Here is a 23,734-nt window from a genome sequence, read left to right on the forward strand (position 1 = left end):
ATCGCATCGGATGCGATGTGGGCACAGATGGGATCAACGGTTCGGTTGACGGGTGCGCCGTCGACGTGCGGCCGGTCCGACGATCCGTAGAGCACGCTCACGGACCTGCGGCTCGTACCTGCGTCGCTTTCCTTTCGTGGCCCTCAACTCCCCCCGCGGTCTAAGTCCTGACGCTGCGAAGGGAACCTCGCCCCTTGCAGCCTCGCGAGTTCGTTCGAGATGCGCCTGGCCGTTGCCAGCAGGGGCTTCACGCGCTGATGCGGCGACCCGTCCGCCGGCGAACCACACAGAGCGACACAGGCGACGTCGGTTCCGCCACCGCCGTGAATGGGAGCTGCCACGCCCGACAGGTCGTCGCACGGCTCGCTGTCGTCCACGGCATACCCTCGTCGCTTCACCTCGTGGACGAGTCTGCGGAGAGGGAGCGAGCCGGTGACGGTGCGCCCCGTCACGGCCCGTGTGCCGCGTGAGTAGAGCTCACGTTGAACCGCTGGGTCGGCGTGGGCCAGCAGGACCTGCCCGGACGCCGACGCGTACAGCGGGAACCGGTTCCCCACGATGCACGAGCCGTCGTAGGGAACTCCGTCGCCCCAGAAGCTCTCCAGCCAGATTCCGTCGCCCTCCTCCCGTGCCGACAGGAAGACCGATGAATTGGTTTCCTTCTGCAGTTCGAGCATGTGCGGCAGGGCGGCGGTACGGAACATCGAGTGCCGCGGCGCGAGAGAGGCCACCTCCCACAGACGAAGGCCGATGCTGTATTTGTTGCCCGCTGCGCGCTCCAACGCCCCCCACGAGAGCAGCTTCGACACAAGGCGGTAGGTGGTCGCCACGGGCAGTCCCGACCTGCGGCTGATTTCACTTACGGTGAGAGCGGTATTCCTGACATTGAAACATCCGAAGATCTTGAGGGTCCTGTCAACTACCGAACGATCTGCATGACCGACAGATGAATCATGACGGACAGATGAATTCTGCATCGAGCAGATACACCCTTCCACATTCAGGCACATACGCGCACGACTGAACCCGATGCCGCCTATTGGGTGCTGCGGCAGGTGATACTCGCACTTGACGCAACCAGAAACAGGGGCGAGGGCGTTCCAGCGTTCACATGCCCGTTGGTTGGACGATATGGTGGGCCGGCCTCACCGCTGCCCCGGAAATGAAGCGTCTTCAACTTTTCGCGACGCGGGAGGCTTTGTGCCTGCTTCCGGCAGTTCGAGCCGGAAGTACACCCGCCGGATTGCGCTTCGCTGTGCGTCTTTGCTTCACGGCGCGGGCACCTGGGACGCAGCGCCGGTCCGGTCGCGGGAAGACCCGCACAAACCGCGACGGTTCGTCCGATCGCTCCCGGGGCGACCCAGTAGTGATCTTCACACGGCCTCCTCTCTCTCGACCTCTGTGACCCGGCGGCCTCGGCCGGGCCAGGACTGCCCGGCATCGGTGTCTGCGGGACTCCCCGTGCCCGAGGTGCTCCCCCGGAACGGTTCACCGCGCGGCAAGCGGGTCAGAGGGCCTGCGCATGGCGGGAACGAGGTGTGGGGTGTCCCCCCGCGATGCGGGCACCCGGCATGAAGACGGGTCAGAGTCTCGATGTGGTCACAGACCACTGTGCCGTGAACACTGATCCAAAACAAGTGTGTTGCTCTCGCACTTGGCCACTGTTCACTGAGTTGTGAAACACTGATCACATGGGAGCCATCAAGGGAGCACGGGAACGCGCCCGGGCCGAAGTCGCCGGCGCCATCAAGACCCAGGCACGGCAGCAGCTCGCCGCCGATGGAGCCGCCAGGCTCTCGCTGCGCGCGGTCGCACGTGAGCTGGGCATGGTTCCATCCGCCCTCTATCGCTACTTCCCCAGCCGGGACGATCTGCTCACGGCGCTCATCATCGACGCGTTCGAAGCGGTGGGCGAAGCGGCGGAGATGGCCTTGAAGGACAGCGGCAGCACCGATCCCATGCAGGAGTGGCTGGCCGTGTGCCGGGCCGTCCGCCGCTGGGCACTCGGTCACCCGCACGAGTACACACTGATCTACGGTGCGCCCGTCCCCGACTACCGCGCGCCCCAGGAAACCGTGAAACCGGCCTCCCGGGTGGCACTGGTGCTGCTGTCGCTGGCCGGGTCCGCCCTGGCTGACGGCTCCCTGAAGGCACCCGCCCAGGGGGTGCCTCCCGCTACGGTGCTGAACTCCAACGTCCTTGAGCTCACCCAGGATTCGGACCGCGCCGTCCCGGAGGACGTACTGCCGTGGGTCGTCACTGCCTGGGCGCAGCTCTTCGGACTCATCAGCTTCGAGGTGTTCGGCCACTTCCAGGGTGTGGTCGCGGCACCTGACGAGATGTTCGACCAGGCCGTCATCGCACTGGCGCACCAGACCGGCCTGAAGTCGTCCAAGGCCGACAGCACAGTCTGAACATGACCTCACGGCGTGATCTGACGGCACGTGAGATGTCTCTCGGGACAGGGCCGCGGGCCGCCGATGTGCCCGTGAACGACGACCGTACGATCGCACCGCGTACGGCTGATGGCCCGAATCCGAGGTCAGAGAACAACGACGGCAGACGGGAGCGACACATGGCACGCCGCAACGAGATCAAGCACCGGGTCGTCACGTCGTTTCAGCGAAGGATCGTCAACCCACTGACCGTGCGTCTGCCGACCCAGGATCTTCTGGAGACCACCGGCCGGAATTCCGGACTGCCCCGGCGGACGCCCATCGGCGGGCGTCGCGTCGGCCGGGAGTTCTGGTTCGTCTCCGAATACGGAGAGAAGTCCCAGTACGTGCGGAACATCAAGGCGGACCCGCGCGTCCGCGTCCGTACAAAGGGACGATGGCACAGCGGCACGGCTCATCTCGTCCCGGGTGACGACTCCCGTGCACGGCTGCGGACGCTACGGCGTTTCAACAGCGCGGCGGTGCGGGCCTTCGGCACGCACCTGCTGACGGTCCGGGTCGATCTCACGGACTGACCGGATCCGCCGCGGGGTTGGCAGACGGCCTGGGCGGCCGTTTCGCTACGTCTCCGTGCGGCGGCTCGACAGGCCGGAGAGCATCCCCGCGCGGCGCCGCCGTCACATGCGTGTGTGGAGACGGCGGGCGAGCTCCACCATGCGGGAGGCCTTCGCCCGCGGAGTGGCGTACGACGTCAGATCCGCCGGCGGCGCGAAGCGCCGTACCGTGATCGCGTGCGGCGCGGCGAAGGTGCGCAGCCCCTCCTCGCCATGCACCCGGCCGTATCCGGACTCGCCCGAGCCACCGAAGGGCAGCGACGGGATCGCGGCGAAGCCGAGCACGGACCCCACCGACACGACGCCGGCGCGCAGCTTCTCCGCTGCCGCCTGCCCGGCCCGGCCGGAACCGGTGAAGACCGCTGCCCCGAGGGCGTACCGGGAGGCGTTGGCGCGTTCGACGGCCTCGTCCAGGTCGCGTACGGAGTTGACCGCGACGAGGGGACCGAAGGTCTCCTCCTGCATGAGGGGCGAGCCCTCAGGCACGTCCGCCAGCACGACCGGATGCACGTAGGGCGCCCGCACCGACTCCGGCCCGCCGAGCATCACGCGGGCACCCGCCCCGAGCGCCTCCTTGAGATGGCGCTCGACGGTCCCCAACTGCGAAGGGAGTGTCAGCGGACCGTAGTGGGCTTCCTCGTTACCGCCCGCCATGCCGCCCGCGCTCCCGTTCCCGGTCCCGGCGGGTTCCGACTCCGCCGGCCCGGTCACGACTTGCCGAGCCCTCCGCACGATGCGCTCGCACAGCGCCTCGTGCACGGACGCGACCGCGTACACCCGCTCAACGCCCGCGCAGGTCTGGCCCGCGTTCGACAACGCGCCCCAAACAATGGCTTCCGCCGCCCTGTCCAGGCCCGCGTCGTCCAGGTCGCCGCCCACCAGCACCGCGTCCTTCCCGCCGCCTTCGGCCACCAGCGGGGTCAGGGACTCCGCGCAGGCAGCGGCGACCTTGCGCGCCGTACCGGGTGACCCTGTGAAGGCCACCTTGTCCACGCCGGAGCGTGCCAGCGCTCCCCCGGTGGAGCCCCGACCGGTCACGGTGCACAGCAGATCGGCGTGTTCCGGCAGCGTCTCGCTCCAGATGCGTGAGAGCAGGACGCCTGTGCCCGGCGTGAGTTCGGACGGTTTGAAGACCACGCCGTTGCCCGCCGCGAGGGCGTAGCCGATCGAGCCCATGGGTGTGTGGACGGGGTAGTTCCACGGGCCGATCACCCCGACGACGCCCAATGGCCGGTACGCCAGCAGCGCTCGCTGATGCGCGGACAGCATCCCCGAGGAGACTCGGCGGCGGCCCAGCACGCGCCGGGCGTGACGGGCCGCCCAGTCGAGATGGATGACGGCCAGCAGCACCTCGCTGCGCGCGTCGTGATCCGTCTTGCCGGTCTCGGAGGCGACGACCTCGGCGACTTCGCCCGTACGGGTGGCCAGCGCGCGCTTGAAGGCGAGCAAGGCCGCCCTGCGTCCCTTCCAGCCCGCCCTCGCCCAGCCCTTGGCCGCTCCACGCGCGCGGTCGACCGCCGCGTCCACGTCCGCGGGGCCGTGCACCGGGTAGTCGGCAAGCTCTGCCCCGGTGGCGGGTGAAAGAGAGGCGAAACGTCCGTTGCCGGTCATGAGACTTCCTCGGATGGGAGGGATGCGGGCGGTCGGTTCCGCGCCCCCGTGGACCCAGCTGGTCGGTGCAAAGCGGCCGGAAGGGGCACAGCGGCGCAGGCTACCAGCGGGATCCGCGCGACAAGTGGCCTCTGCGACACGGCAGTTGGCCGATGGGCGCGCTCGTCTCCTCGCCGGTGGGGCACACCGCGGAGTGATCGCCCTGCTGTTCCTCCTCCTGATGCTCTGGCTGCCCACGGGCGTACTGGCGCGGCGTCCGCACGACGAGGAGCCGGGCACCGCAACTGCCTGATCGGGCACCCCGCTCGATCAGGCATCGCGCGAGGTCACCGACTGCCCCGAGTGTCCTGGCAGTTGCCGGAGCCTTCGTACCGGTGGAAACGGCGTCTGAACGCTTGGACAACCCGCCGACCCGCGCACGCGGCCGCCATACGCTGCCCGCGCGGGGCAGCCCGGAAGATCCCGCCGGGTCCCCGTCGGCAGTACGGCCTGCGGCGTTCCCCCGGTCCCTCCGGCCCGGGTCCACCGCGCCAGCACCGGGTTTCGCGCGGAAGGACCTTCGGGGTGTCGCTCTTCTCAAGCTCCCGTCAGAAGCCGGAAACGGATACGTCGGCCACGGCGGACGACCTCCCCCGGGACGACGCGGCCACCGATCAGGAGGCTGCGGCAAGTGACGGCACCGGCGCCCGCGGGAAAGTCACGGCAGGAGTCCGGCGGCTTGCCGCGATCCGGGACGGATACCGGGCCAAGTACCCGGTCATGGCGCGGAGCGTGCCCTGGGTGACCACGTGTCTGGCCGCCCTGCTCGTGCTCTTCGCCCTCCTGGTGCCGAACTCGCTGGACCGCGTCACGCCGGGCTCGTTCGTCCGTCTGCCCGTGGAGGCGATATACCTCGCCGCCGTACTGATCGTCCTGCCGCCGAGGGCGGGCCGCGTGCTCTCGCTGACAGCCGGAGCGGGCCTCGGCCTGCTGACGGTCGTGAAATTCCTCGACATGGGCTTCTACTCGGTTCTCGACCGGCCCTTCGACCCGGTACTCGACTGGATCCTGTTCGACGATGCCGAGGACTTCCTCAGGGAGACGCTGGGCCGGACCGGTGCGGCGGTCGCGGTCGTCGGCATCGTGATCCTGGCTCTCCTCCTGGTCGTTCTGGTGACTCTGGCGGTGCGCAGGCTGGGCGGCGTCGTGCTCCGCCACAGCACCGTGGCGACCCGCACCACCCTCATGCTGGGCGTCGCCTGGATCACTCTCGCGTCGCTCGGCCTTCAGGTCGTCGAGGGCGTACCGTTCGCCGCCAAGGCCACCTCGAGGCAGGTCCAGGAGCGCGTCAGCCTGTTGAGGAAGGGGCTGAACGACGGGCGGGAGTTCTCCGAACAGGCCGCGGTCGACGACTTCCGCGGCACCCCGCCCGGCAAGCTGCTGAACGGACTGCGGGGCAAGGACGTCATCTTCGCCTTCGTCGAGAGCTACGGGAGGGGCGCCGTCCAGGACCCGAGGATGGCACCCCGGGTCGACGCGATGCTCGAGAACCAGACCGGCCGGCTGCGCGAGGCGGGGTTCTCCTCCCGCAGCGGCTGGCTCACCTCACCGACGACGGGCGCCGGCAGCTGGCTGGCCCACTCGACGCTCATGTCGGGACTGTGGATCGACAACAACCAGCGCTACCGAACCGCCACCGCCAGCGACCGCTTCACCCTCACCGGCGCCTTCCAGCGCTCCAGGGCCTGGCGGACGGTGGGCATGATGCCCGGTGTCCGGCGGTCCTGGCCGGAGGGGCAGTTCTACCACTTCGACGAGATCTACGACTCCCGCGAAATGGGCTACAGGGGCCCGATGTTCAGCTGGTCGCCCGTGCCCGACCAGTACACGCTGCGGGCCTTCGAGCGCTTGGAGCACGGCAAGAAGGACCGCAGGCCGCTGATGGCGACGGCCATACTCGCCACCAGCCACAACCCGTGGGCGCCTCTGCCCACGACGGTCGGCTGGGACGAACTCGGTGACGGATCGCTCTTCCACGCGCAGAAGAAGGCCGGCAAGGACCCCAAGGACGTCTGGAAGGACCCACGTCAGGTGCGCACCGAGTACCGGCGATCCATCGAGTACTCGATACGCAGCCTCACCGACTACGTGGCGAAGTACGGCGACAAGGACACCGTGCTGGTGTTCCTGGGTGACCACCAGCCCGTGCCGGTCGTCGTGGGCAATCACGTCAGCCGGGACGTACCGGTCTCGATCGTGGCCCACGATCCGAAGGTGATGGAACGGATGTCCGGCTGGGGCTGGGACGAGGGCCTCAAGCCCGGCAAGAAGGCCCCGGTCTGGCGGATGGACAGCTTCCGCGACCGCTTCCTGACCACCTTCGGCCCCGGGTCCGACTCCGGTGCGAAGAACGACTGAGCATCATGTCCCGTCAGGTGAGGCGGCCGAGTGGCCCACAGCTCCGGGCGGCGGTCTCGTCATCCGGCGGTCTGTCGTCGTGCGGCGGGTTCGCCGGCGGTTCAGCCGGCTCAGGCGCCCGTCGGCCCGGGTTCCGGCGCGGCGTGAGAACGGTGTTCGGTACGGCGGGAGCCGGCAGCCGCTCCCCCGGATAACCCTCGACGTCGCCGAACCGGTCGGAGGCGTTCTCCCACGCCTCACGGGCCTGGAGGATCTCCTCGTGGCTGCGGGCGACGAAGTTCCACCACATCACGATCTCCTCCTCGAACGGCGGGCCGCCCAGCAGGATCAGGCGGGCCGCGACATCCGATGTGTTCTCCAGCGTCAGCGTCGCGTTCCCGGGAGACAGGTGACCGAGTTCGTGGGGGTGCAGCACGGTCCCCGCCACTCGTACGTCGCCCCGGTCCACGAGAAGACCGTGCTCGAAGCCGGGATCGACCGCGAAGGTGGCCGACGCGCGTGGCTCCAGGGTCAGTTCGGCGCCGAGCAGGGGGCTGAAGACGGGGACGGGCGAGACGCTGCCGGCGAGCGAGCCGAGGAAGACCCGGGCCTCGCCGCCGTCCAGCGGAACGGGCTGCGGTACGTGGTGCCGGAAGTCGCGGTCCGCATGCCGGTGTTCGCCGGGAAGGGCCACCCAGAGCTGTACGCCGTGCAGCACCCTGGTCCGGGAGGTGGAGACCTCCGAGTGGCTGATGCCGTGGCCGCCCGTCATCAGGTTCAACTCGCCGGGGCGCACGAGCGCGCACGTACCGAGGCTGTCGCGGTGTTCGATCTCGCCGCTGAAGAGCCAGCTCACCGTCTGCAGACCCGTGTGAGGGTGCGGGGCGACGTCCATGCCGCCCGTTCCGGCGACGTCGTCGGGCCCGTAGTGGTCGGCGAAGCACCAGGCTCCGATCAGTGTCCGGGCCCGCTGGGGCAGCGTGCGCCGCACCATCATCGCCCTCGGTCCGCCCAGCGGTACGTCCCGTGCGGTGAGCACCTCCACGTGCGCGGGCGCGCCGCCGCCCGGTGAGCAGAGAATCTCCGCCGGATCGGTCTCCGTGCTGCTCACCGTCCGCCACCTCCGGGGATCGCCGGGCAGTCGACCAGCCACATTCATTATGGCAGGGCACCCCTGAGGATGCCCTGCCAGGTGTCGGCACCCATGGGCCGTTCAGGGCGACAGCACTGAGCGAGCGGATGTCCGACTCCCGACCGCGACCCCCCCGCGGCCGCGGTCAGCTCACCGGGCAGGTGCCCGTTCCCCCTCGTTGGCTGCCGGAAGTGCGAGTTCGCACCAGACGGTTCTTCCGCCGTACGCGGGCGAGTAGTGGCCCCAGGCGCGACTCAGGGTGTCGACCATGTGGAGCCCGCGCCCGACCTCGTCCTGCGGGGCCGCATTCCGTACCTGGGGGTGCAGGCCCTTCGACGCGGGGTCCCAGACCTCGATGAGCAGTCCGCCGCGGTGACGCACTGTCAGCACGATCTGTTGCCGGGCGCGGCCGGTCAGAGGTGCAGGCGCCGAACTCCCGTGCTTGACGGCATTGGCAACCAGTTCGCACGTGAGTAAGGCGGCCGTCTCTGTCAGCGCGCCCAAGCCCCATCCCCTCAGCACTTCCGCCACATGACGGCGGGCGACGGGCACCGCTTCAGGAATGGGCGCCAGGAATTCCACCAGTTCGATCAGCTTGTCCTCGGGACGGGGCACCGTGCGGGACACGGAAAAGGGCCGCGGCTCGGTCAAAGCCGTGGCTGTGCGCCTATGGCGAGCGGACTCTTTCTTGTCTTCTCCCTGCGCAACGTCCGTGGGGGGACGGCCAGTTGCCATGGGCGTGCTCCGTGGCTTTCGTTACGGCGATTTCTGTTCCTGCCAATGCCTAACCGTAAGCACGTTCGGCGCCGTGAGGAAGTGGTCACACTGCACACGCCGCGCGCGCGAGGCTGCACGTTGCACGGCCGTCCCTGCCGCTCCGCCGCTGCTGACAGGCCCCTTGCGCGGGACCTCACTGTGCACTCTGCACGGGCGGACGAAGCGGGCCTGACACATTGCCCACTGCACCGGACCGGCGCCACACCTAAAATTCTGTGGTCGACGCGCACCCGCCGAGCCGACGCCGGTGATATCCGAAATCGGACATCGCACAAGGAGCGGAGCAAGGTTTCTTTGGACCAGGGAAGTTTCTGTCCCGCACCGGTTCCGGCACGGGGCATCCCACCGGAATGCATTCCTCCGGAAGGTCCGTGCGCGGTGCTTTCCGACCGTCCCCGATTCGGCCGGCTACGGGATTCCTCCCCGTTGTTCCGATGGGCCGCCGGGCCTGTCCGTCACGGGGCGTTCTCCTCGCCGCCACCGTCGGCACGGACCCCGATGCCATGGCGGACGCACCTGGCCCGAAGACCGTCATCGGGCCGCTTGGACGTCGTGAACTTCGCCCGTACCGTGACGTTCCCGTTCGTCCCCACCACGGCACGTCCATGACCGAGGAGTTCTCACCACATGCGGATCGGTATCGACGTCGGCGGAACGAACACGGACGCCGTTCTGATGGACGGCGACTCCGTGCTGGCCGATGCGAAGGTCACCACGACTCCCGACGTGACGGACGGAATCGTGCAGGCGGTGCAACGCCTTCGGGAGCAGCGGGACTTCGACCCGGCGGCCCTGACCGGCGTGATGCTCGGGACGACCCATTTCATCAATGCGATCGTCGAGGGGCGTGACCTGGCGCCGACCGCCGCCATCCGTCTCGGCCTGCCGGCCACTCAGTCGCTGCCGCCGCTGGTGGGCTGGCCCGACGACCTCGTGGGCGCCATCGGCGGCCACACGTATCTGTGTCACGGCGGGCACGAGTACGACGGGCGCGTCATCTCGGAACTCGACCCCGAGGAACTGCACCGGATCGCCGACGAACTCGCCGCCAACGAGGTCCGTTCGGTCGCCATCACGTCGGTCTTCTCGCTCGTCAACTCCGAGTTCGAGTTGCGGGCGGCGGAGATCCTCGCCGAGCGGCTGCCGGGTCTGCGAGTGAGCCTCTCCCACGAAGTCGGCCGCACCGGCTTGCTGGAACGGGAGAACGCCACCGTCATCAACGCCGCGCTCGGTGAACTCGCGGAGCGCATCTGCGACGGCATGGTGGCGACGCTGCGCACCATAGGCCTGCATGCGCCGCTGTACCTCAGCCAGAACGACGGCACGCTCATGGGCGTCGACTACGCCCGCCAGTATCCGGTGATGACGTTCGCGTCCGGGCCCACCAACTCGATGCGTGGTGCGGCATATCTGTCCGGGGTCGACGACTGCGCGGTCGTCGACGTCGGGGGCACCACGACGGACGTCGGCATGCTGCACCGCGGCTTCCCGCGGGAGGCGAGCACCGAAGTGAGCGTGGGCGGCATCCGTACGAACTTCCGCATGCCCGACGTGCTCTCCTTCGGCGTCGGCGGAGGCAGCCTCGTACGGCAGGACGGCACGGACGTCAAGGTCGGGCCGGAGAGCGTCGGTTACCGGCTGCAGGACGAGGCCCTCGTGTTCGGGGGCGAGACCCCGACAGCCACGGACCTCGTCGTGGCCGCGGGCCTCGCGCAGATCGGCGACCCGGAACGCGTGGCCTCCCTGGACCGTGACCTGGTGACCGCGGGACTGGGCTACGTGACGGACCGGATCACCGGGACGATCGACCGGATGCGCACCAGCCGAGCGCTCGTCCCCGTCGTCCTCGTGGGAGGCGGCAGCGTGCTGCTGCCCGAGGAGTTCCCGCTGGCGTCCTCGGTGCTGCGGCCCGAACAGTTCGCCGTCGCCAATGCGGTGGGTGCCGCCATCGCCCAGATCAGCGGCGATGTCGACCGCATCTTCGCGATCCAGTCCGGTCAGCGTGACGCCGCGCTGGACACCGCCAAGCAGGAGGCCACCGACCGGGCCCTCATCGCCGGCGCCAGCCCGGGCACGGTGGAGATCGTCGAGGTCGAGGAGATCCCCCTCGCCTACCTCCCGGGCAACGCGACGCGGATCCGCGTGAAGGCGGTCGGCGACCTGGCGCAGAGCACCTCCGCTCCCTCCCCGGTGACGCACGGACGCGGGGTCGGTTGATGGCCTGGGAGCTCCAGCTCACCGACCTGCCGGACCTCGCCCGGGGAGCCGCACTCCTCGGCGCGGGAGGCGGAGGCGACCCCTATCTGGGGGAGTCACTGGCCGCCGATGCCCTGAAGTCGGCCACGGGGAGCGTCCGTTTCCTCGACCCGGACGAACTCGGCGAGGACAGCCTCGTCGTCACCTCGGCCATGCTGGGAGCGCCGACCGTCCTCGTGGAGAAGCTCCCGAACGGCACGGAAGCGGCCCTTGCTCTACGCGCGTTGGAACAGCGCCTGGGCCGCCCCGTCACCGCCACGATGCCCGCCGAGTGCGGCGGCATGAACTCGATGGTCCCGCTGCTGGCGGCGGCGCAGCTCGCGCTGCCCGTCGTCGACGCCGACGGCATGGGCCGCGCCTTCCCCGAGTTGTCGATGACGACCTTCGGCGCCTGCGGTCTGCCCGGCTCGCCCATGGCGATGGCCGACGAGCACGGCAGCGTGGCCGTCGTCGAGACGGGATCCGACAACCGGCGGCTGGAGTCGCTGGCCCGCGCACTGGCCGTCAGCATGGGTGCCTCGGCCTCGATGGCGATCTACCCCATGAGCGGCCGCGACGTCCGCCGTACGGCAGTGCCGCGCACCGTGAGCACGGCCGTACGGCTGGGACGGGCCGTGCGGGAGGCCCGGGAGAGACACAGCGACCCGTTCACCGCGCTCCAGGACGCGCTGCCGCACACGGTGTACCGGCACGGGAGGGTCGTCTTCTCGGGCAAGGTCGTCGATGTGGAACGCCGCACGACGGACGGCTTCGCCCGCGGTCGTGCCGTGGTCGCGCCGGACCGCGCGGTCGCGGACCGCACCGCTGCGGACGGCGCGGTCGCTGACGGCGCGGAGGCGACCTGCGAACTCGTCTTCCAGAACGAGAACTTGGTGGCCCGGATCGCCGGCCGGACGGTGGCGATCGTGCCCGATCTCGTCACCGTGCTGCACGCGGACTCGGGGGAACCGATCACCACCGAGGGACTGGCGTTCGGGCAGCGCGTGCGGGTGTTCGTGATCTCCGCGCCGGACCGGCTGTGCACCCCCGAGGCGCTGGCCGCCTTCGGGCCGCGGGCCTTCGGCGTCGACGAGGACTACCGTCCCGCCGCGCCGCTCCCCTAGGCATATGTCATTTCAGTCGTTGACTGATTCCTTTTGGTGAGCACCATCACAATAGTGGGCATGTGGCAGATCACACTTGACGACGTACCGGCTCTCAGCAGGGCCGCGATGTTGCTCGGCGCAGGCGGCGGGGGCGGCACGGGCACCGAACTCGTGGAGCCCATCCTCCGCCGGGCGTTGCGCGAACACGGTCCCGTCGAGGTCGTCAAACCTGCCGAACTGCCGCCCGAGAGCCTGGCGGTGCCTGTCGGCTTCGTCGGCTCCGGCACAGTCATGCATGAAAAGCCGTACGAGGGCAGCGAGATAGCCCGCGCGATACGTGGCGTCGAAGGACACACCGGCGTCACGGTGCAGGCGGTGGTCGGCGTGGCGATGACCGGCATCATGGCGGTGATCCCGGTCATCGCGGCCGCACAACTCGGGCTTCCCCTCGTGGACGCGGACGGCACGGGGCGCGGCGTCACCAAACTCAGCCAGACGACTCTGACGCTGGCAGGGATCGACCTGACCCCGGCCGCGTTCACCGCCGACAAGGGCTCCAACCTCCTTGTGGACGGGGTGAACAGCGCCGACGCGGAGTCGGTGATCCGGCTCTCGATGCCGGCGATGGGCGGCTGGGCCGGCATGGCCTGGCGGCCGCTGAGCATGGACGAGATCGACACGGGAATGCTGGTCGGCACCTACTCCATGGCGCTCGAGATGGGACGCCTCCTGGAAGAGCGCGACCGGGAGGGGCTGGCAGCGCGCTACGGCGCCCGTACCCTCTTCGAAGGCAAGATCGTCGAGGTGCCGCGGCGGCACTTCGGACAGTTCCCGACGGGCACCGTCGTCATCGAGCACACCGAACAGCGCGACCGCGCACTGCGCATCGAGATGCAGAACGAGTACCTCGTCGCGCTCGAGGACGGACGCATCGTCGCCTGCGTGCCGGACCTCATCTGCGTTCTGGAACAGGAGACGGGTACCTGTCTGACGGCTGAGCGGGTGCGCTACGGCCTGTGGGTCGAGGTGCTGGGGATACCGTGCCACCCTCAGTGGCGTAGCCCGGCCGGGCTGGAACTGCTCGGGCCGCGGTCGTTCGGCTACGACATGGAGTACGTACCGCTGGAGGGAACGCCCGGATGACGACGCCCTGGCAGCCGGTCACGGTCCGCATGCTGTGCGGGCTGGAAGGGCTGGTAGGCGCCCATCTCGCTGCCGGGAAGGCGGGCCTCGACCACGAGGTGTGCTCGATCGAGGTCGTCTCGACCCTGGCCAGCGCGGAATCGGTGACGGCCGGTGCGCTCGTCATCGCGGCACCGGGCGACACGGAACTCGTCGTCCTGGACATGATGCTCAGCGCCGTCCGGGCGGCGGGCGCGGTGGGGTTCGTCGTGACGAAGGGCCCGCACCTGGTCGGATCCGCCACGCGGCTGGCCGACAAGCTGGGGATGCCGCTCCTCGTCGCCACCTTCAAGGACCCTCTTCAGCTCGCGCGGCAGCTCGACCGCGTCGTCCACGCACCGGAGTTGGTGCGGGCGGACGTACTGAGCCAGCTCGGCCGGCAGCTGCGTCACCGCCACGCGGAACCAGGTCCCGTCCTGGACACCCTTTCCCGCATGCTGAGCGGCCGGGCGAGCCTGATCGACCCGGTCGGCACAGTGCTCTCCGGGGCGACACTGGCACTTCCCGAGGGCACCCTCGCCGATCCTTCCCCGCACACGGTGCCCGCGGCTGCCGACAGCCGCGACGGCGACCTGGTCCTCGTCCCCGTGACCCTCGACGTCCAGTCGGGGCCGGACGTATGGCTCGCTGTGCAGCTCCCGCCGGGGCCACGGACGTGGACGACGACGGCCGAACAGGCCTCGACTCTCGCCGCGTCCGCGATCACCGGCTGGGTGGCCCGGCGCCGCATGGAGGGGGAACGCGAACTCAGCGAACGCCGCGATCTCCTCTCCGAGTTGCTGAAGAAGCCGAACAACCCCAACCGCGAGGTGGCGGAGGGCGGCCTGAAACTCGGCTGGCAGGTGCACGGTTGGCACACGGGCGTGCACCTGCGCTCACTCCGTCCCGCTCCCAACTGGCGGCGGCGTACAGCCGACCTCCTCAACTCCGCGCTCTCCGAACAGGGCCTCAACGGCCACCTCGTCGAGCGCGGCGAGGGCTGGGCGTTCTGGGTCACCTCGGAACGCGAGCCGGCCCGTGCCGCCTCCGGCGACATGGTCAAGCAGCTTCGTGCCGCGCTGGGTTCGCTGTCCGACGAGGCGCCGCTGACCGCGGGAGTGGGGCGTCCCCGTGAGGGCCCGGAGGGCCTGGCCAGGACCCTCACCGAGGCCCGGCAGGCGTGTCTGCTGGCAGGCGCGGGAGCACGAGGCATGCGCATCGCGCACATCGACGAGTTGGACCTCCAGCAGCTGCTCGCCGACTGGTACAGCCTGGAGTCGTTCCAGACCTACGCACGGCAGATCCTCAAGCCGCTCTCCGAACGCGGCGAGACGGAACTGATCCGGACCGTCGAGGCGTACCTCGAACACGAGTCGTCGGCGTCGTCGACGGCCGCGTATCTGGGGGTCCACCGCAACACCGTCGCGGAGCGGATCGCACGCGTCGAGAGCCTCCTCGATGTGAACCTCGCACTCCCCGACCACCGCCTCGTGGTCCAACTCGCCTGCCGCACGCTGCGCTTCGGCAGCCGCCGCTCCCGCTGAGCCCGTCCCGCCCGCGCGTCCCCGGCACGGGGCGGCGGGCATGGGGCGGCCGGCCGCCGCACGAGCCTTCCCGGCCGCCGACCCTCCATCCCGGCGGCGGCGCGGACTCAACCCGTAACGCTGTGCCGTGAGTTGGCGAGCAGGGCCTTCAACCCGGCGATGTCGAAGGCCGTGAGTCTTCCCGCCGAACGTGCCGTCCCGTGGCCGCCGTTGGGTGAGCACATCACCGGCCTCGTGCCGTGCGAGCCGGTGGCGCACTCGTAGTATTCGACGCCGCCGTCGCCGTCCAGGTCGCGGTTCGGATGGCCGAGGCCGAACGTGTGCAGCATCTCGTGCACGAAGGTGTTGCGCAGCTGGTGCGGGGCGATGACCCAGGTCCCGTCGAAGTACTCGCTGTCCATGGTCACCACGCCGCCGGCCGCGACCCCCTTCTCCGGGGCCGGGCAGGGCATGCCGCGGCTGTAGCCGCCGCGGCCCATGGGCCGGTACGTCTGCGTGTACTGGACGTGGCCCCAGGGCGGGCACACCGCAGGGTCGACGTGCTCCAGGCCGCCGATGGTCACCTTCACCCCTGCGGCCCTCATCTGTGCGACCGCGGCCGTGAGATGGGGGACGTAGCGCTCCCGCAGCTCCGCCGAGGCGAACGTGACCGTGTAGGGGCGTGAAGGACTGACCGAGATCACCCCGAGCCTCGCGGCGACCTGAAAGCCGGTGCCCTCGAGGGTGATCCGGGCGGCGTGGGCGGGGGTCACGCCGAACGCACACGTCACGACCAGTGCGGCGCCGACTGCTATGCCGGTCCTCAGCATGTGGCTCCTGTGAAGCTGTACGGGACGAGCTCGGGTGGGGGCGGAGCAAGGGCGAAGCCGTCCGGCAGCACACAGTCGGACACCGGCCGGCGCGGCGCTCCGGCCGTGTCCGGCGCCGCGCGGACGGTCATCGGTTTTCGCCCGGTTTCTTCCCGATCGGTTGATTGCTGCCCACCGGCCGGGGCCGTCATGCCGCTGCCCGTGTGTCCTGCGCAGACGCGCGGACGGCGGCGCCCGGCGCGCGGAGAGCCGGTTCCGTCCCTAGATTCGGAACAACAGCCGACACGGGGGTTTGCAGGAGCCGTGGAGAGATCGGAGATCGACTACGCCGCGTTGTTCGCGGCCACACCCAGCCCGTACCTGGTCCTCGACCAGGGGCTGACCATCGTGGACGCCAACCGGGCGTATCTGCGGGCCACCGGCCGCTCACACGACGACCTCGTGGGGCAGTACATCTTCGACGCCTTTCCGGCCAACCCTGACGACCCGTGGTCGCACGGCGTGGAGAACCTGGCCGCTTCGCTGCACCGGGTCCTCGATCTGCGCAGGGTCGACACGATGGCGCTGCAGAAGTACGACATCCCCGTCGTCAGCCGCCCCGGTGAGTTCGAGGAACGCTGGTGGTCGCCGATCAACACCCCCGTCTTCGGCCCCGACGGCTCCGTCGTGCGCATCATCCACCGCGTCGAGGACGTGACGCGCTTCATCAGGGACCGCGGCCGCCTGCCCTCCGCGGACGAGGCGAGCGACGAGCGCTTCCGCAGCGCGGAGACGGAGCTCTACGCGCGGGCCCAGGAGCTTCAGAAGGTCAACGAGGAGCTGCGGCGCGCACACGCCAGGGAGAGCCGGGTCGCCCTCACCCTCCAGGAGGCGATGCTCTACTCGCCGGACCTTCCACGTCCCGGCGTCGCCGTTCGCTACCTGCCCGCGGTCGGGACCCTGAACGTGTGCGGGGACTGGTACGACGTCACCGACGTGTCAGGGGCCGGGTTCGCCGCCGCGGTCGGCGACGTCGTCGGCCACGGCCTGGAGGCGGCCGGGATCATGGGGATGCTGCGCAGTGCCCTCAGCGCCGCCATGCGCGCGACCGACAGGCCGGCCAGGGCGCTGCAGATCCTCGACCTCTACGCGGGCTCCGTCGAGGGCGCGCAGTCCGCGACGGCCCTCAAGGTCAGGGTCGACACCGACGAACAGCTGATCACCTACAGCAGCGCCGGGCACCTTCCGGCCGTGCTGCTGCACTCCGACGGCGCCTGCGAGCTGCTGGACCGGGCCACGGACCCGCCCCTGGCCTCCCGCCCGGAGGTCCTCCCCCGGCCTGAGGCGATCGCCCCCTACGTTGCAGGTGACTCCCTGGTCCTCTACACCGACGGGCTGGTGGAGCGCCGCGACGAGAACATCGGCCAGGGCATCGGCCGTCTGACGACTGCCCTCGCCTCCTGCGGCGGGCTCGACGCCGAGCGGATCGCGGACAACGTGCTGGCCGGAATGGGCGTCAGCCACGGCGCCCCCGACGACATCGCCCTGGTCGTCATCAACCTCTGACCGGCCGGTGCCGTGCGGCCCCGTCCTCAGCGCGACGGGCGGTCCAGCAGCGCCGGCGCGCTCCCCGCGGGCAGGCCCACGAGCGCCTCGGCCTGCCCGGGCGGGTACGGGCCGGGGCCGTGCCACTCCAGGACGAGCACCGTGGCGTCGTCGCTCAGCCGTCCGCGGTGGTAGTCGAGGTGGTGGCGGACGAGGCGGCGCAGCGTTTCCGGGACGGGCAGACCGTCGGCGTGGTGCCTGATGAGGAAGTCGGTGAAGCGGTCGAGCCCGAACTCCTCACCGTTCGGGTTGCGTGCCTCGGTGATGCCGTCCGTGTACAGCAGCAGCCGGTCGCCGGGCTCCAGCTGCTCGCGGCAGAGGGACGGGTTGATGCCCAGGCCGGTGCCCATCGGCGGCGCCGGCGGGCACTCGAGGGGCACCGCGAAGCGGCCACGGCGGATGACGACCGGCGGATAGTGGCCCCGGCTGATCCACGTCAGCAGCCCGGTGCCCAGGTCGAGGTCGGCGAGCACGCCCGTGGCGTAGCTGCTGTCCTCGAACTGGTCGACGAGGGCCTTCTCCATCCCGTTCGCCGTTTCCAACAGGTCGCTTCCCTGCCGCCGGTGGTTGCGGCAGGCGGCGACCGCGAGGTTCGCGGTGAGGCCGGCGGCGGTGTCGTGGCCCATGGCGTCGATGATGCACAGGTGCGCGACGTCGCTGGAGAAGGCGTAGTCGAAGGCGTCGCCGCTGACCTCGTACGCGGGCTCCATGAGCGCGCTGACGACGACCCGGTCCGTCGCGAACGTACGCGGCGGCATCAGGCGCCATTCCATCTCCGCGGCGACGTTCATGCGGCGCCGGCGCACCAGACGGGCGTAGGCGTCACTGGTGCCGCGCTTCGTGACCAGCAGCAGCGCGACGAGGCCGGCCAGGTCCCGCATGTCCTGCATGAAGCCGTCGTCCGCGTCGGGCGTCGTGATCCGCATCAGCCCGATCCGTTCGGTGCCGTTCAGCACCGGCACCCACCACTGGCCTCCGCTTGCGGAGGTGGGAAGGATCTCGCCCAGCTGGAAGGCCCGTCCCGGCGCCGTGCCGTCGATCTGCAGCTCGGCGGGAAGATCGCCGGTCATGCTGCCGCCGTCCATCCCCTCGCCCGTCAAGAGCGTGAGGACTGTCTGCTGGATGTCGGAGATGTACAGCAGCACCTCCGGCCAGCCGTAGCGCTGGGCCTGGTCGCTCAGGACACCGGGCACCTGCGTCAAGGTGCTCAGATGACTGGCGGAAATGAGCCCGCCGAGCATCTGCGCCCGGTCGGTCGCCCTGGCCATGGCTCAGCCTCCTTCGGCCGCCGACGCGCACGGAAGCGTGCCCGGACCAGGGCGGGCCGGACCGACGCGCCTTCCGAACAGTTCCGGATCTGTCAGCTCAACCCTGCTGCTCCCGCTGCCGCGGTTCCCTCTCAAGGCTGCACCCCGCTCCCGGGAATCCGCCAACGGAACGTCCCGGCCAGGCGCACACTCCGCTTCGCGGACATGGCCGGGTGCCCGCCGGTGCCGGGACGGACAGGGCCCGCGTGCCCGCGCCCCCCTCACACCCCATACGCTGCTCGGCGTCAGTCACCCCTGTCGTACCGCCGAGGAGAACCGCCGTGCTCGTGCTGCTGCCGCCGTCCGAGGGAAAGGCCGACGGAGGCAGGGGACGCCCCTTCGACCCGGACGGGCTGTCTCTGCCGGGGCTGACACCGGCACGCGAGGCGGTGCTGGAGGAGCTCATCGGGCTCTGCTCGGCCGACGAGGAGAAGGCCCGCGACGTGCTGGGCCTGAGCGAAGGGCTGCGCGGCGAGGTCGCCCGGAACGCGCGGCTGCGCGCGGCACCCGCCCGGCCCGCCGGTGAGATCTACACCGGTGTCCTCTACGACTCGCTCGGCCTGGCCACGCTCGGTCCCGCCGCCAAGCGGCGGGCAGCGACGTCGCTCCTGGTCTTCTCGGGGCTGTGGGGTGCGGTCGGGATCAAGGACCGCATTCCCTCGTACCGGTGCCCGGGCGGGGTGCGGCTGCCGGGGCTGGGCCCGCTGGGCACGCACTGGAGGGAGCCGCTGGCGGCGGTGCTCCCGGAGGCGGCCGGCACGGGGCCCGTACTCGACCTGCGTTCGACGGCGTACGCACAGATGTGGAAGCCCAAGGGCGAGCTGGCCGAACGCACCGTCACCGTAAGGGTGTTGCAGTCGGCCGTGGTCGACGGTGTGGAGAAGCGAACCGTGGTCAGCCACTTCAACAAGGCGACGAAGGGCCGGATCGTGCGCGCCCTGCTGGAGGAGGGCACGGCGCCGCGCACCCCCGCCGCCCTCGTCGAGGCACTGCGCGGACTGGGCTACGTGGTGGAGGAGCCCGCACCTGAGCAGAAGCCGGGAAAGCCGCGGGCGCTGGACGTGGTGGTCACCGAACTCTAGGAACAGCACGCACGGGACGGTCACCGTCGTTGCAGTATCTGCAATGCGGATTGCGCAGCACGGTCGGCCGAGGGGAGGATTCGCGCATGGCTCCCCCTTCCGCTTCCGCTGCCTCCGCGTCGCCTTCGCCCTCCGACTCGCTGCTCGGCCTGGCGCCCGTCATCCCCGTCGTCGTCCTCGACGACGCGGCCGACGCGGTGCCTCTCGCCCGTGCCCTCGTCGCGGGCGGGCTGCCCGTCGTCGAGGTGACGCTGCGGACACCGGCCGCCGGTGAGGCGATCCAGGCGATCTCCTCCGAGGTTCCGGAAGCGGTCGTGGGTGCGGGCACCGTGCTCACGCCCGCGCAGGCCGAGGAGGCCGTGGAGGCGGGCGCCCGCTTCCTCGTCAGCCCCGGCTGGACCCCGCGGCTGCTGGAGGCGATGCTCGGCTGCGGGGTGCCAGTACTGCCGGGTGTGTCCACCGTTTCGGAGGCGATCGCCCTGCTGGAGCGCGGCGTGACGGAGATGAAGTTCTTCCCCGCCGAGGCGGCCGGCGGCATCCCCTACCTCCAGTCCCTCGCCTCACCGCTCCCGCATGCGCGCTTCTGCCCGACGGGCGGCATCGACGAGGCACGGGCGCCGGGTTATCTGGCCCTGCCCAACGTCGGCTGCGTGGGCGGCACTTGGATGCTTCCGGGCGGAGCACTCGCCGCGCAGGACTGGTCCCGCATCCAGCGCCTCGCAGAAGGCGCCGCCGCGCTGCGCGCCTGAGGACGGACGGGCCGGGGGCGGCGGCTTCCCACCGCCGCCCCGGGCACCGGCCCCTTGCCCGACGTGCCCTCAGCGCAAGTGCGAGGTGTCGTTCAGCAGTCGCAGCGACGCGTTGCCGTCCGAGTAGTAGGCGATCGCCGAGAGACAGGCCGCGGACAGCTCCATCCGGAAGAGCGCGGCCGGAGGCGCTTCGAGCGCCAGCCTCACGAGTGTCTTGACGGGCGTGACGTGGGTGACGAGCAGCACCTTCCTGCCCGGGTAGCGCGCCAGCAGCCGGTCCCGCGTCACGGCGACCCGGTCCGCGACCGTCGCGAAACTCTCCCCGCCGCCGCTCGGACGTGCCTCCGTCGACTCCAGCCACTTCTCGAGGTCGTCGGGGAATCGCTCGCGCACCTCGGCGAAGGTGAGTCCCTCCCAGGTGCCGAAGTCGGCCTCCCGCAGCCCCTCGTCGACGCGGACCTTCAGCCCGGTGCGTTCCGCCACGGCGGACGCCGTCTCCTGGCAACGGCGCATCGGGGAGGTGACTATGGCCTCGATCGTCCCGCGCGCGGCCAGTACCTCGCCGGCGGCGTACGCCTGGCGCCAGCCGGCCGGGGAGAGTTCGGGATCGGTGCCGCCGCTGCCGGAGAACCGCTTCTCGGGCGTGAGCGCCGTCTCGCCGTGCCGCAGCAGTACGAACGTGGTGGGAGGCCCGAGGTCCGGCCCCCAGCCGCTCTGGGAGACCTCCGAACCGGCGGCGCTGCCGCTGCCGGGCGCCGACCCCGGTATGTGCTCGTCGCCGGCTCCGGCGCCGCCGCCTGCCCCGCCGCGCCGCGACGCCTCGTCCGCCGCGTCCAGTTCGGCCGTCGACGCCCCGGCCGACCACTGCTCGCCCCGCTTGCCCGCGTCCATCGCCTCGTTGGCGAGCCGGTCGGCGTGCCCGTTCTCCGCGCGGGGAATCCACTCGTAACCCGTCACCGCGCCCGGCGGGAAGATCCGCTGCGCCTCGGCGGCGAGCGGCCGCATGTCGGGGTGCTTGATCTTCCAGCGCCCCGACATCTGCTCCACGACGAGCTTGGAGTCCATGCGCACCCGCACCGAAGCGTCCGGGTCGAGCTCGTGCGCCGCGCGCAGGCCCGCGATCAACCCCTTGTACTCGGCGACGTTGTTGGTCGCGTTGCCGATGAACTCGGCCGTCTCCCGCAGGACTTCGCCGCTGATCGCATCACGTACGACAGCGCCGTAACCGGCAGGGCCCGGATTGCCGCGCGAACCTCCGTCGGCCTCGATGACGAAGCTGCTGCCGCGACGGCCACCCCCGGCCGCCATCACAGACCGGACTCGGGCGTGCGGACCAGGACCCGGCGGCAGTTCTCGCACCGCAGCACAGCGTCCTCCGGAGCCTCGCGCACCTCGTTGAGCTCGGTGATGTTCAGCTCCAGCCGGCAGCCCTCGCAGCGCCGTTGGAACAGCTTGGCCGCGCCGACGCCGCCCTGCTGCTCGCGGATCTTCTCGTAGAGCTTCAGCAGGTCCGCGGGCACCGTGCCGGCGACGGTCTCGCGTTCCCCGCTCACCGTCCCCGCCTCGCCGTCGATCTCCTCCAGGGCCGCGTCGCGACGGGTGACCGCGTCCTCGGCCTTGGCCTGCACGGCCTCGACGCGCTGCGCCAGCTCCGCCGCCCGCTCGGTGGCGGCCTCGTGCCGCTCCATGACCTCCAGGACCACGTCCTCCAGGTCTCCCTGGCGCTTGGCGAGCGAGGCGATCTCGCTCTGCAGGTTCTCCAGGTCCTTGGGGTTGGTGACCTGGCCGGAGTCGAGCCGCTTCTGGTCCCGCGCAGAGCGCTGGCGCACCTGGTCGACGTCCGATTCGGCCTTCGTCTGCTCGCGGGCGGTGTCGCTCTCCTCCGTTCGGGAGGCGACGAGCAGATCGCGGAGCTGGGCGAGGTCCGCCTCCAGCGACTGGATCTCCTCGTGCTCGGGCAGGTTCTTGCGCTTGTGTGCGAGCTGCGTCAGGCGCGTGTCCAGTGCCTGGACGTCCAGCAGTCGGATCTGATCGGCGGGCGCGGCGTTCAGTTGGGGGCTCCCGAGGTGATGTCGTCGATGGCGCTGCGGTCGGATTCGGAGGGACCGCCGGGCGCGACGCCGGGGGCGAAGGCCCGGTGCGACGCGGCGTGCGCGGTCCAGGGGTCGGTGACCGTACGCGAGACGTGCGTGCGCAGGCCCCAGCCGTGCCGGTCGGAGACCTCGTCGAGCTGTGCCGCCGCCTGCTCGCACCACGGCCACTCGGTGGCGAAGTGCGCGGCGTCCAGCAGCGCGAGCGGCGAGTGCTCGCGGGCCTCGGAGGCGGGGTGGTGGCGCAGGTCGGCCGTCAGATACGCGTCGACGCGGGCCGCACGCACCTCGTCGAACAGGCCGTCGCCCGAACCTCCGCAGACAGCGACGGTCCGGATCGTACGGTTCGGGTCGCCGGCCGCGCGGATGCCCTGCGCGGTGACGGGCAGCCGCTGTGCGGCCCACTCCGCGAGCTCCGACAGCCGCATGGGGCGGGGCGGTTCGCAGATACGGCCGAGTCCGCGGCGGCCCTGCGGGTCGGAGGCGTCCGGCACCAGGGGCCGCAGGACGTGCAGGTCGAGCGCACCGGCGAGGGCGTCCGAGACCCCGGGGTCCGCGGTGTCGGCGTTGGTGTGCGCGACGTGCAGGGCGACGCCGTGCCGGATCAGCGTATGGACGACGCGGCCCTTGAAGGTGTCGGCCGCGACGGTCGTCGTGCCCCGCAGATACAGCGGGTGGTGCGTGACCAGCAGTTGGGCACCGAGCGCCACTGCCTCGTCGGCGATCTCCTGGACGGGGTCGACGGCGAAGAGCACCCGGTCCACCAGGGCCTCCGAGCTGCCGACGTCGCCGCAGACGGTGCCGACGGCGTCCCACTGCTCGGCCCGCTCGCGCGGCCAGAGGGCGTCGAGCGCGGCGATGACTTCGGAGAGTGCTGGCACGGGTGAAAGGCTACCTTCCGGCCCGGCCGGCCCGTCCGGTCACCGCCCCACCGGGGGACACCGCCCGCACACGGACGCCGCGAACGCTTCCGGTCCGCTTCCGCGCTCCACCGCTACCTCTGTTCCGCTGCCCCCCCGCCCGGCGCTGAAGTGGCCGCGCACTCCTGGTGGAGCGGCCCGTTGGCAACCGGGCCTTGCAACGTCCGCAGCACACGCGCACAAGCTCGTGCAGGCAATTCGCACATCCGCCACTCATCCGCGTGAAGGGTCCGAACTCGGA

Annotated in this window: 20 protein-coding genes; 11 read left to right on the plus strand and 9 right to left on the minus strand. The window is 70.7% G+C overall.

Going from position 1 to position 23,734, the window contains the following annotated elements:
• Window positions 1–143: 143 nt before the first annotated feature.
• Window positions 144–1,010 (minus strand): IclR family transcriptional regulator, encoded by an 867-nt coding sequence (locus I004_RS32700; protein ID WP_078510908.1) that lies wholly within the window; start codon window positions 1,008–1,010, stop codon window positions 144–146.
• Between the two features lie 681 nt (window positions 1,011–1,691).
• Here I004_RS32700 and I004_RS0107160 point away from each other — a divergent pair.
• Window positions 1,692–2,414 (plus strand): TetR/AcrR family transcriptional regulator, encoded by a 723-nt coding sequence (locus I004_RS0107160; RefSeq protein WP_028434917.1) that lies wholly within the window; start codon window positions 1,692–1,694, stop codon window positions 2,412–2,414.
• A 161-nt stretch (window positions 2,415–2,575) separates the two neighbouring features.
• Window positions 2,576–2,971 carry a nitroreductase/quinone reductase family protein gene (locus tag I004_RS0107165; protein WP_028434918.1) on the plus strand — a complete coding sequence of 132 codons (396 nt, stop codon included), beginning with the start codon at window positions 2,576–2,578 and terminating at the stop codon, window positions 2,969–2,971.
• A gap of 102 nt (window positions 2,972–3,073) precedes the next feature.
• Here I004_RS0107165 and I004_RS0107170 read toward each other — a convergent pair whose 3' ends face one another.
• A complete protein-coding gene (locus tag I004_RS0107170) occupies window positions 3,074–4,621 on the minus strand; it encodes an aldehyde dehydrogenase family protein (RefSeq protein WP_028434919.1) in 1,548 nt (515 codons plus the stop codon).
• Window positions 4,622–4,745: 124 nt separating this feature from the next.
• Here I004_RS0107170 and I004_RS39390 point away from each other — a divergent pair, with 124 nt between their 5' ends.
• Together I004_RS39390 and I004_RS0107180 are read left to right on the plus strand one after the other, a co-directional pair.
• Window positions 4,746–4,913 (plus strand): hypothetical protein, encoded by a 168-nt coding sequence (locus I004_RS39390; protein WP_158677011.1) that lies wholly within the window; start codon window positions 4,746–4,748, stop codon window positions 4,911–4,913.
• A gap of 272 nt (window positions 4,914–5,185) precedes the next feature.
• On the plus strand, window positions 5,186–7,018 hold the full coding sequence (locus I004_RS0107180; RefSeq protein WP_028434920.1) for a hypothetical protein: 1,833 nt from the start codon (window positions 5,186–5,188) through the stop codon (window positions 7,016–7,018).
• Between the two features lie 13 nt (window positions 7,019–7,031).
• Here I004_RS0107180 and I004_RS32705 read toward each other — a convergent pair whose 3' ends face one another.
• Both I004_RS32705 and I004_RS0107190 read right to left on the minus strand, forming a co-directional pair.
• Window positions 7,032–8,108, minus strand: a complete 1,077-nt coding sequence (locus I004_RS32705; protein ID WP_078510909.1) for a pirin family protein — start codon at window positions 8,106–8,108, stop codon at window positions 7,032–7,034.
• A gap of 171 nt (window positions 8,109–8,279) precedes the next feature.
• Window positions 8,280–8,756: an ATP-binding protein gene (locus I004_RS0107190; RefSeq protein ID WP_051344808.1), complete on the minus strand. Its 477-nt coding sequence runs from the start codon at window positions 8,754–8,756 to the stop codon at window positions 8,280–8,282.
• A 777-nt stretch (window positions 8,757–9,533) separates the two neighbouring features.
• On the opposite strand from I004_RS0107190, the gene I004_RS0107195 reads away from it, so the two are divergent.
• The 4 genes from I004_RS0107195 to I004_RS37445 are packed head-to-tail and all read left to right on the plus strand — an operon-like array spanning window position 9,534 to window position 14,952.
• The gene (locus I004_RS0107195; RefSeq protein ID WP_028434922.1) at window positions 9,534–11,123 is read left to right on the plus strand and encodes a hydantoinase/oxoprolinase family protein; all 1,590 of its coding nucleotides are present in this window, start codon (window positions 9,534–9,536) and stop codon (window positions 11,121–11,123) included.
• Window positions 11,123–12,265, plus strand: a complete 1,143-nt coding sequence (locus I004_RS0107200) for a DUF917 domain-containing protein (protein ID WP_028434923.1) — start codon at window positions 11,123–11,125, stop codon at window positions 12,263–12,265. The genes I004_RS0107195 and I004_RS0107200 overlap by 1 nt, the downstream gene beginning before the upstream one ends.
• Window positions 12,266–12,301: 36 nt before the next feature.
• Window positions 12,302–13,390, plus strand: coding sequence for a DUF917 domain-containing protein (locus I004_RS0107205; RefSeq protein WP_158677012.1), 1,089 nt, complete (start codon window positions 12,302–12,304; stop codon window positions 13,388–13,390).
• Window positions 13,387–14,952, plus strand: a complete 1,566-nt coding sequence (locus I004_RS37445) for a helix-turn-helix domain-containing protein (protein ID WP_051344809.1) — start codon at window positions 13,387–13,389, stop codon at window positions 14,950–14,952. The genes I004_RS0107205 and I004_RS37445 overlap by 4 nt, the downstream gene beginning before the upstream one ends.
• 107 nt (window positions 14,953–15,059) lie before the next feature.
• On the opposite strand, the gene I004_RS0107215 is transcribed toward I004_RS37445, so the two are convergent.
• Window positions 15,060–15,761: a zinc metalloprotease gene (locus tag I004_RS0107215; protein WP_037975351.1), complete on the minus strand. Its 702-nt coding sequence runs from the start codon at window positions 15,759–15,761 to the stop codon at window positions 15,060–15,062.
• Window positions 15,762–16,064: 303 nt separating this feature from the next.
• On the opposite strand from I004_RS0107215, the gene I004_RS0107220 reads away from it, so the two are divergent.
• Complete coding sequence (locus I004_RS0107220; protein ID WP_028434926.1) at window positions 16,065–17,306, plus strand: SpoIIE family protein phosphatase; 1,242 nt, start codon at window positions 16,065–16,067, stop codon at window positions 17,304–17,306.
• Between the two features lie 26 nt (window positions 17,307–17,332).
• On the opposite strand, the gene I004_RS0107225 is transcribed toward I004_RS0107220, so the two are convergent.
• Window positions 17,333–18,613 (minus strand): PP2C family protein-serine/threonine phosphatase, encoded by a 1,281-nt coding sequence (locus I004_RS0107225; RefSeq protein ID WP_037975353.1) that lies wholly within the window; start codon window positions 18,611–18,613, stop codon window positions 17,333–17,335.
• 320 nt (window positions 18,614–18,933) lie between these two features.
• On the opposite strand from I004_RS0107225, the gene yaaA reads away from it, so the two are divergent.
• Window positions 18,934–19,734: a peroxide stress protein YaaA gene (gene yaaA, locus I004_RS0107230; RefSeq protein WP_028434928.1), complete on the plus strand. Its 801-nt coding sequence runs from the start codon at window positions 18,934–18,936 to the stop codon at window positions 19,732–19,734.
• A gap of 86 nt (window positions 19,735–19,820) precedes the next feature.
• Complete coding sequence (eda, locus tag I004_RS0107235; RefSeq protein WP_028434929.1) at window positions 19,821–20,483, plus strand: bifunctional 4-hydroxy-2-oxoglutarate aldolase/2-dehydro-3-deoxy-phosphogluconate aldolase; 663 nt, start codon at window positions 19,821–19,823, stop codon at window positions 20,481–20,483.
• A 69-nt stretch (window positions 20,484–20,552) separates the two neighbouring features.
• Here the strand turns inward: eda and I004_RS0107240 are convergent, their stop codons facing one another.
• The 3 genes from I004_RS0107240 to I004_RS0107250 are packed head-to-tail and all read right to left on the minus strand — an operon-like array spanning window position 20,553 to window position 23,454.
• Entirely contained in the window at window positions 20,553–21,791 is a 1,239-nt protein-coding gene (locus tag I004_RS0107240; protein ID WP_028434930.1) for a bifunctional RNase H/acid phosphatase, read from the minus strand.
• Window positions 21,791–22,534, minus strand: coding sequence for a CT398-like coiled coil hairpin domain-containing protein (locus tag I004_RS0107245; protein ID WP_028434931.1), 744 nt, complete (start codon window positions 22,532–22,534; stop codon window positions 21,791–21,793). The genes I004_RS0107240 and I004_RS0107245 overlap by 1 nt, the downstream gene beginning before the upstream one ends.
• Window positions 22,531–23,454, minus strand: coding sequence for a Nif3-like dinuclear metal center hexameric protein (locus I004_RS0107250; protein ID WP_028434932.1), 924 nt, complete (start codon window positions 23,452–23,454; stop codon window positions 22,531–22,533). Before I004_RS0107250 ends, I004_RS0107245 begins: the two co-directional genes overlap by 4 nt.
• Window positions 23,455–23,734: the final 280 nt, after the last annotated feature.

Source organism: Streptomyces sp. TAA486, from assembly GCF_000426165.1.

Bases quoted from the DNA above. Each gene is read 5' to 3' on its own strand.
- I004_RS0107240 (WP_028434930.1), bottom strand. From the start codon at position 21,791: ATGGCGGCCGGGGGTGGCCGTCGCGGCAGCAGCTTCGTCATCGAGGCC.
- I004_RS0107225 (WP_037975353.1), bottom strand. From the start codon at position 18,613: ATGGCCAGGGCGACCGACCGGGCGCAGATGCTCGGCGGGCTCATTTCC.
- I004_RS0107195 (WP_028434922.1), top strand. From the start codon at position 9,534: ATGCGGATCGGTATCGACGTCGGCGGAACGAACACGGACGCCGTTCTG.
- I004_RS0107200 (WP_028434923.1), top strand. From the start codon at position 11,123: ATGGCCTGGGAGCTCCAGCTCACCGACCTGCCGGACCTCGCCCGGGGA.
- I004_RS0107170 (WP_028434919.1), bottom strand. From the start codon at position 4,621: ATGACCGGCAACGGACGTTTCGCCTCTCTTTCACCCGCCACCGGGGCA.
- I004_RS0107215 (WP_037975351.1), bottom strand. From the start codon at position 15,761: ATGCTGAGGACCGGCATAGCAGTCGGCGCCGCACTGGTCGTGACGTGT.
- I004_RS0107160 (WP_028434917.1), top strand. From the start codon at position 1,692: ATGGGAGCCATCAAGGGAGCACGGGAACGCGCCCGGGCCGAAGTCGCC.
- eda (WP_028434929.1), top strand. From the start codon at position 19,821: ATGGCTCCCCCTTCCGCTTCCGCTGCCTCCGCGTCGCCTTCGCCCTCC.
- I004_RS0107165 (WP_028434918.1), top strand. From the start codon at position 2,576: ATGGCACGCCGCAACGAGATCAAGCACCGGGTCGTCACGTCGTTTCAG.
- I004_RS37445 (WP_051344809.1), top strand. From the start codon at position 13,387: ATGACGACGCCCTGGCAGCCGGTCACGGTCCGCATGCTGTGCGGGCTG.
- I004_RS32700 (WP_078510908.1), bottom strand. From the start codon at position 1,010: ATGTGCCTGAATGTGGAAGGGTGTATCTGCTCGATGCAGAATTCATCT.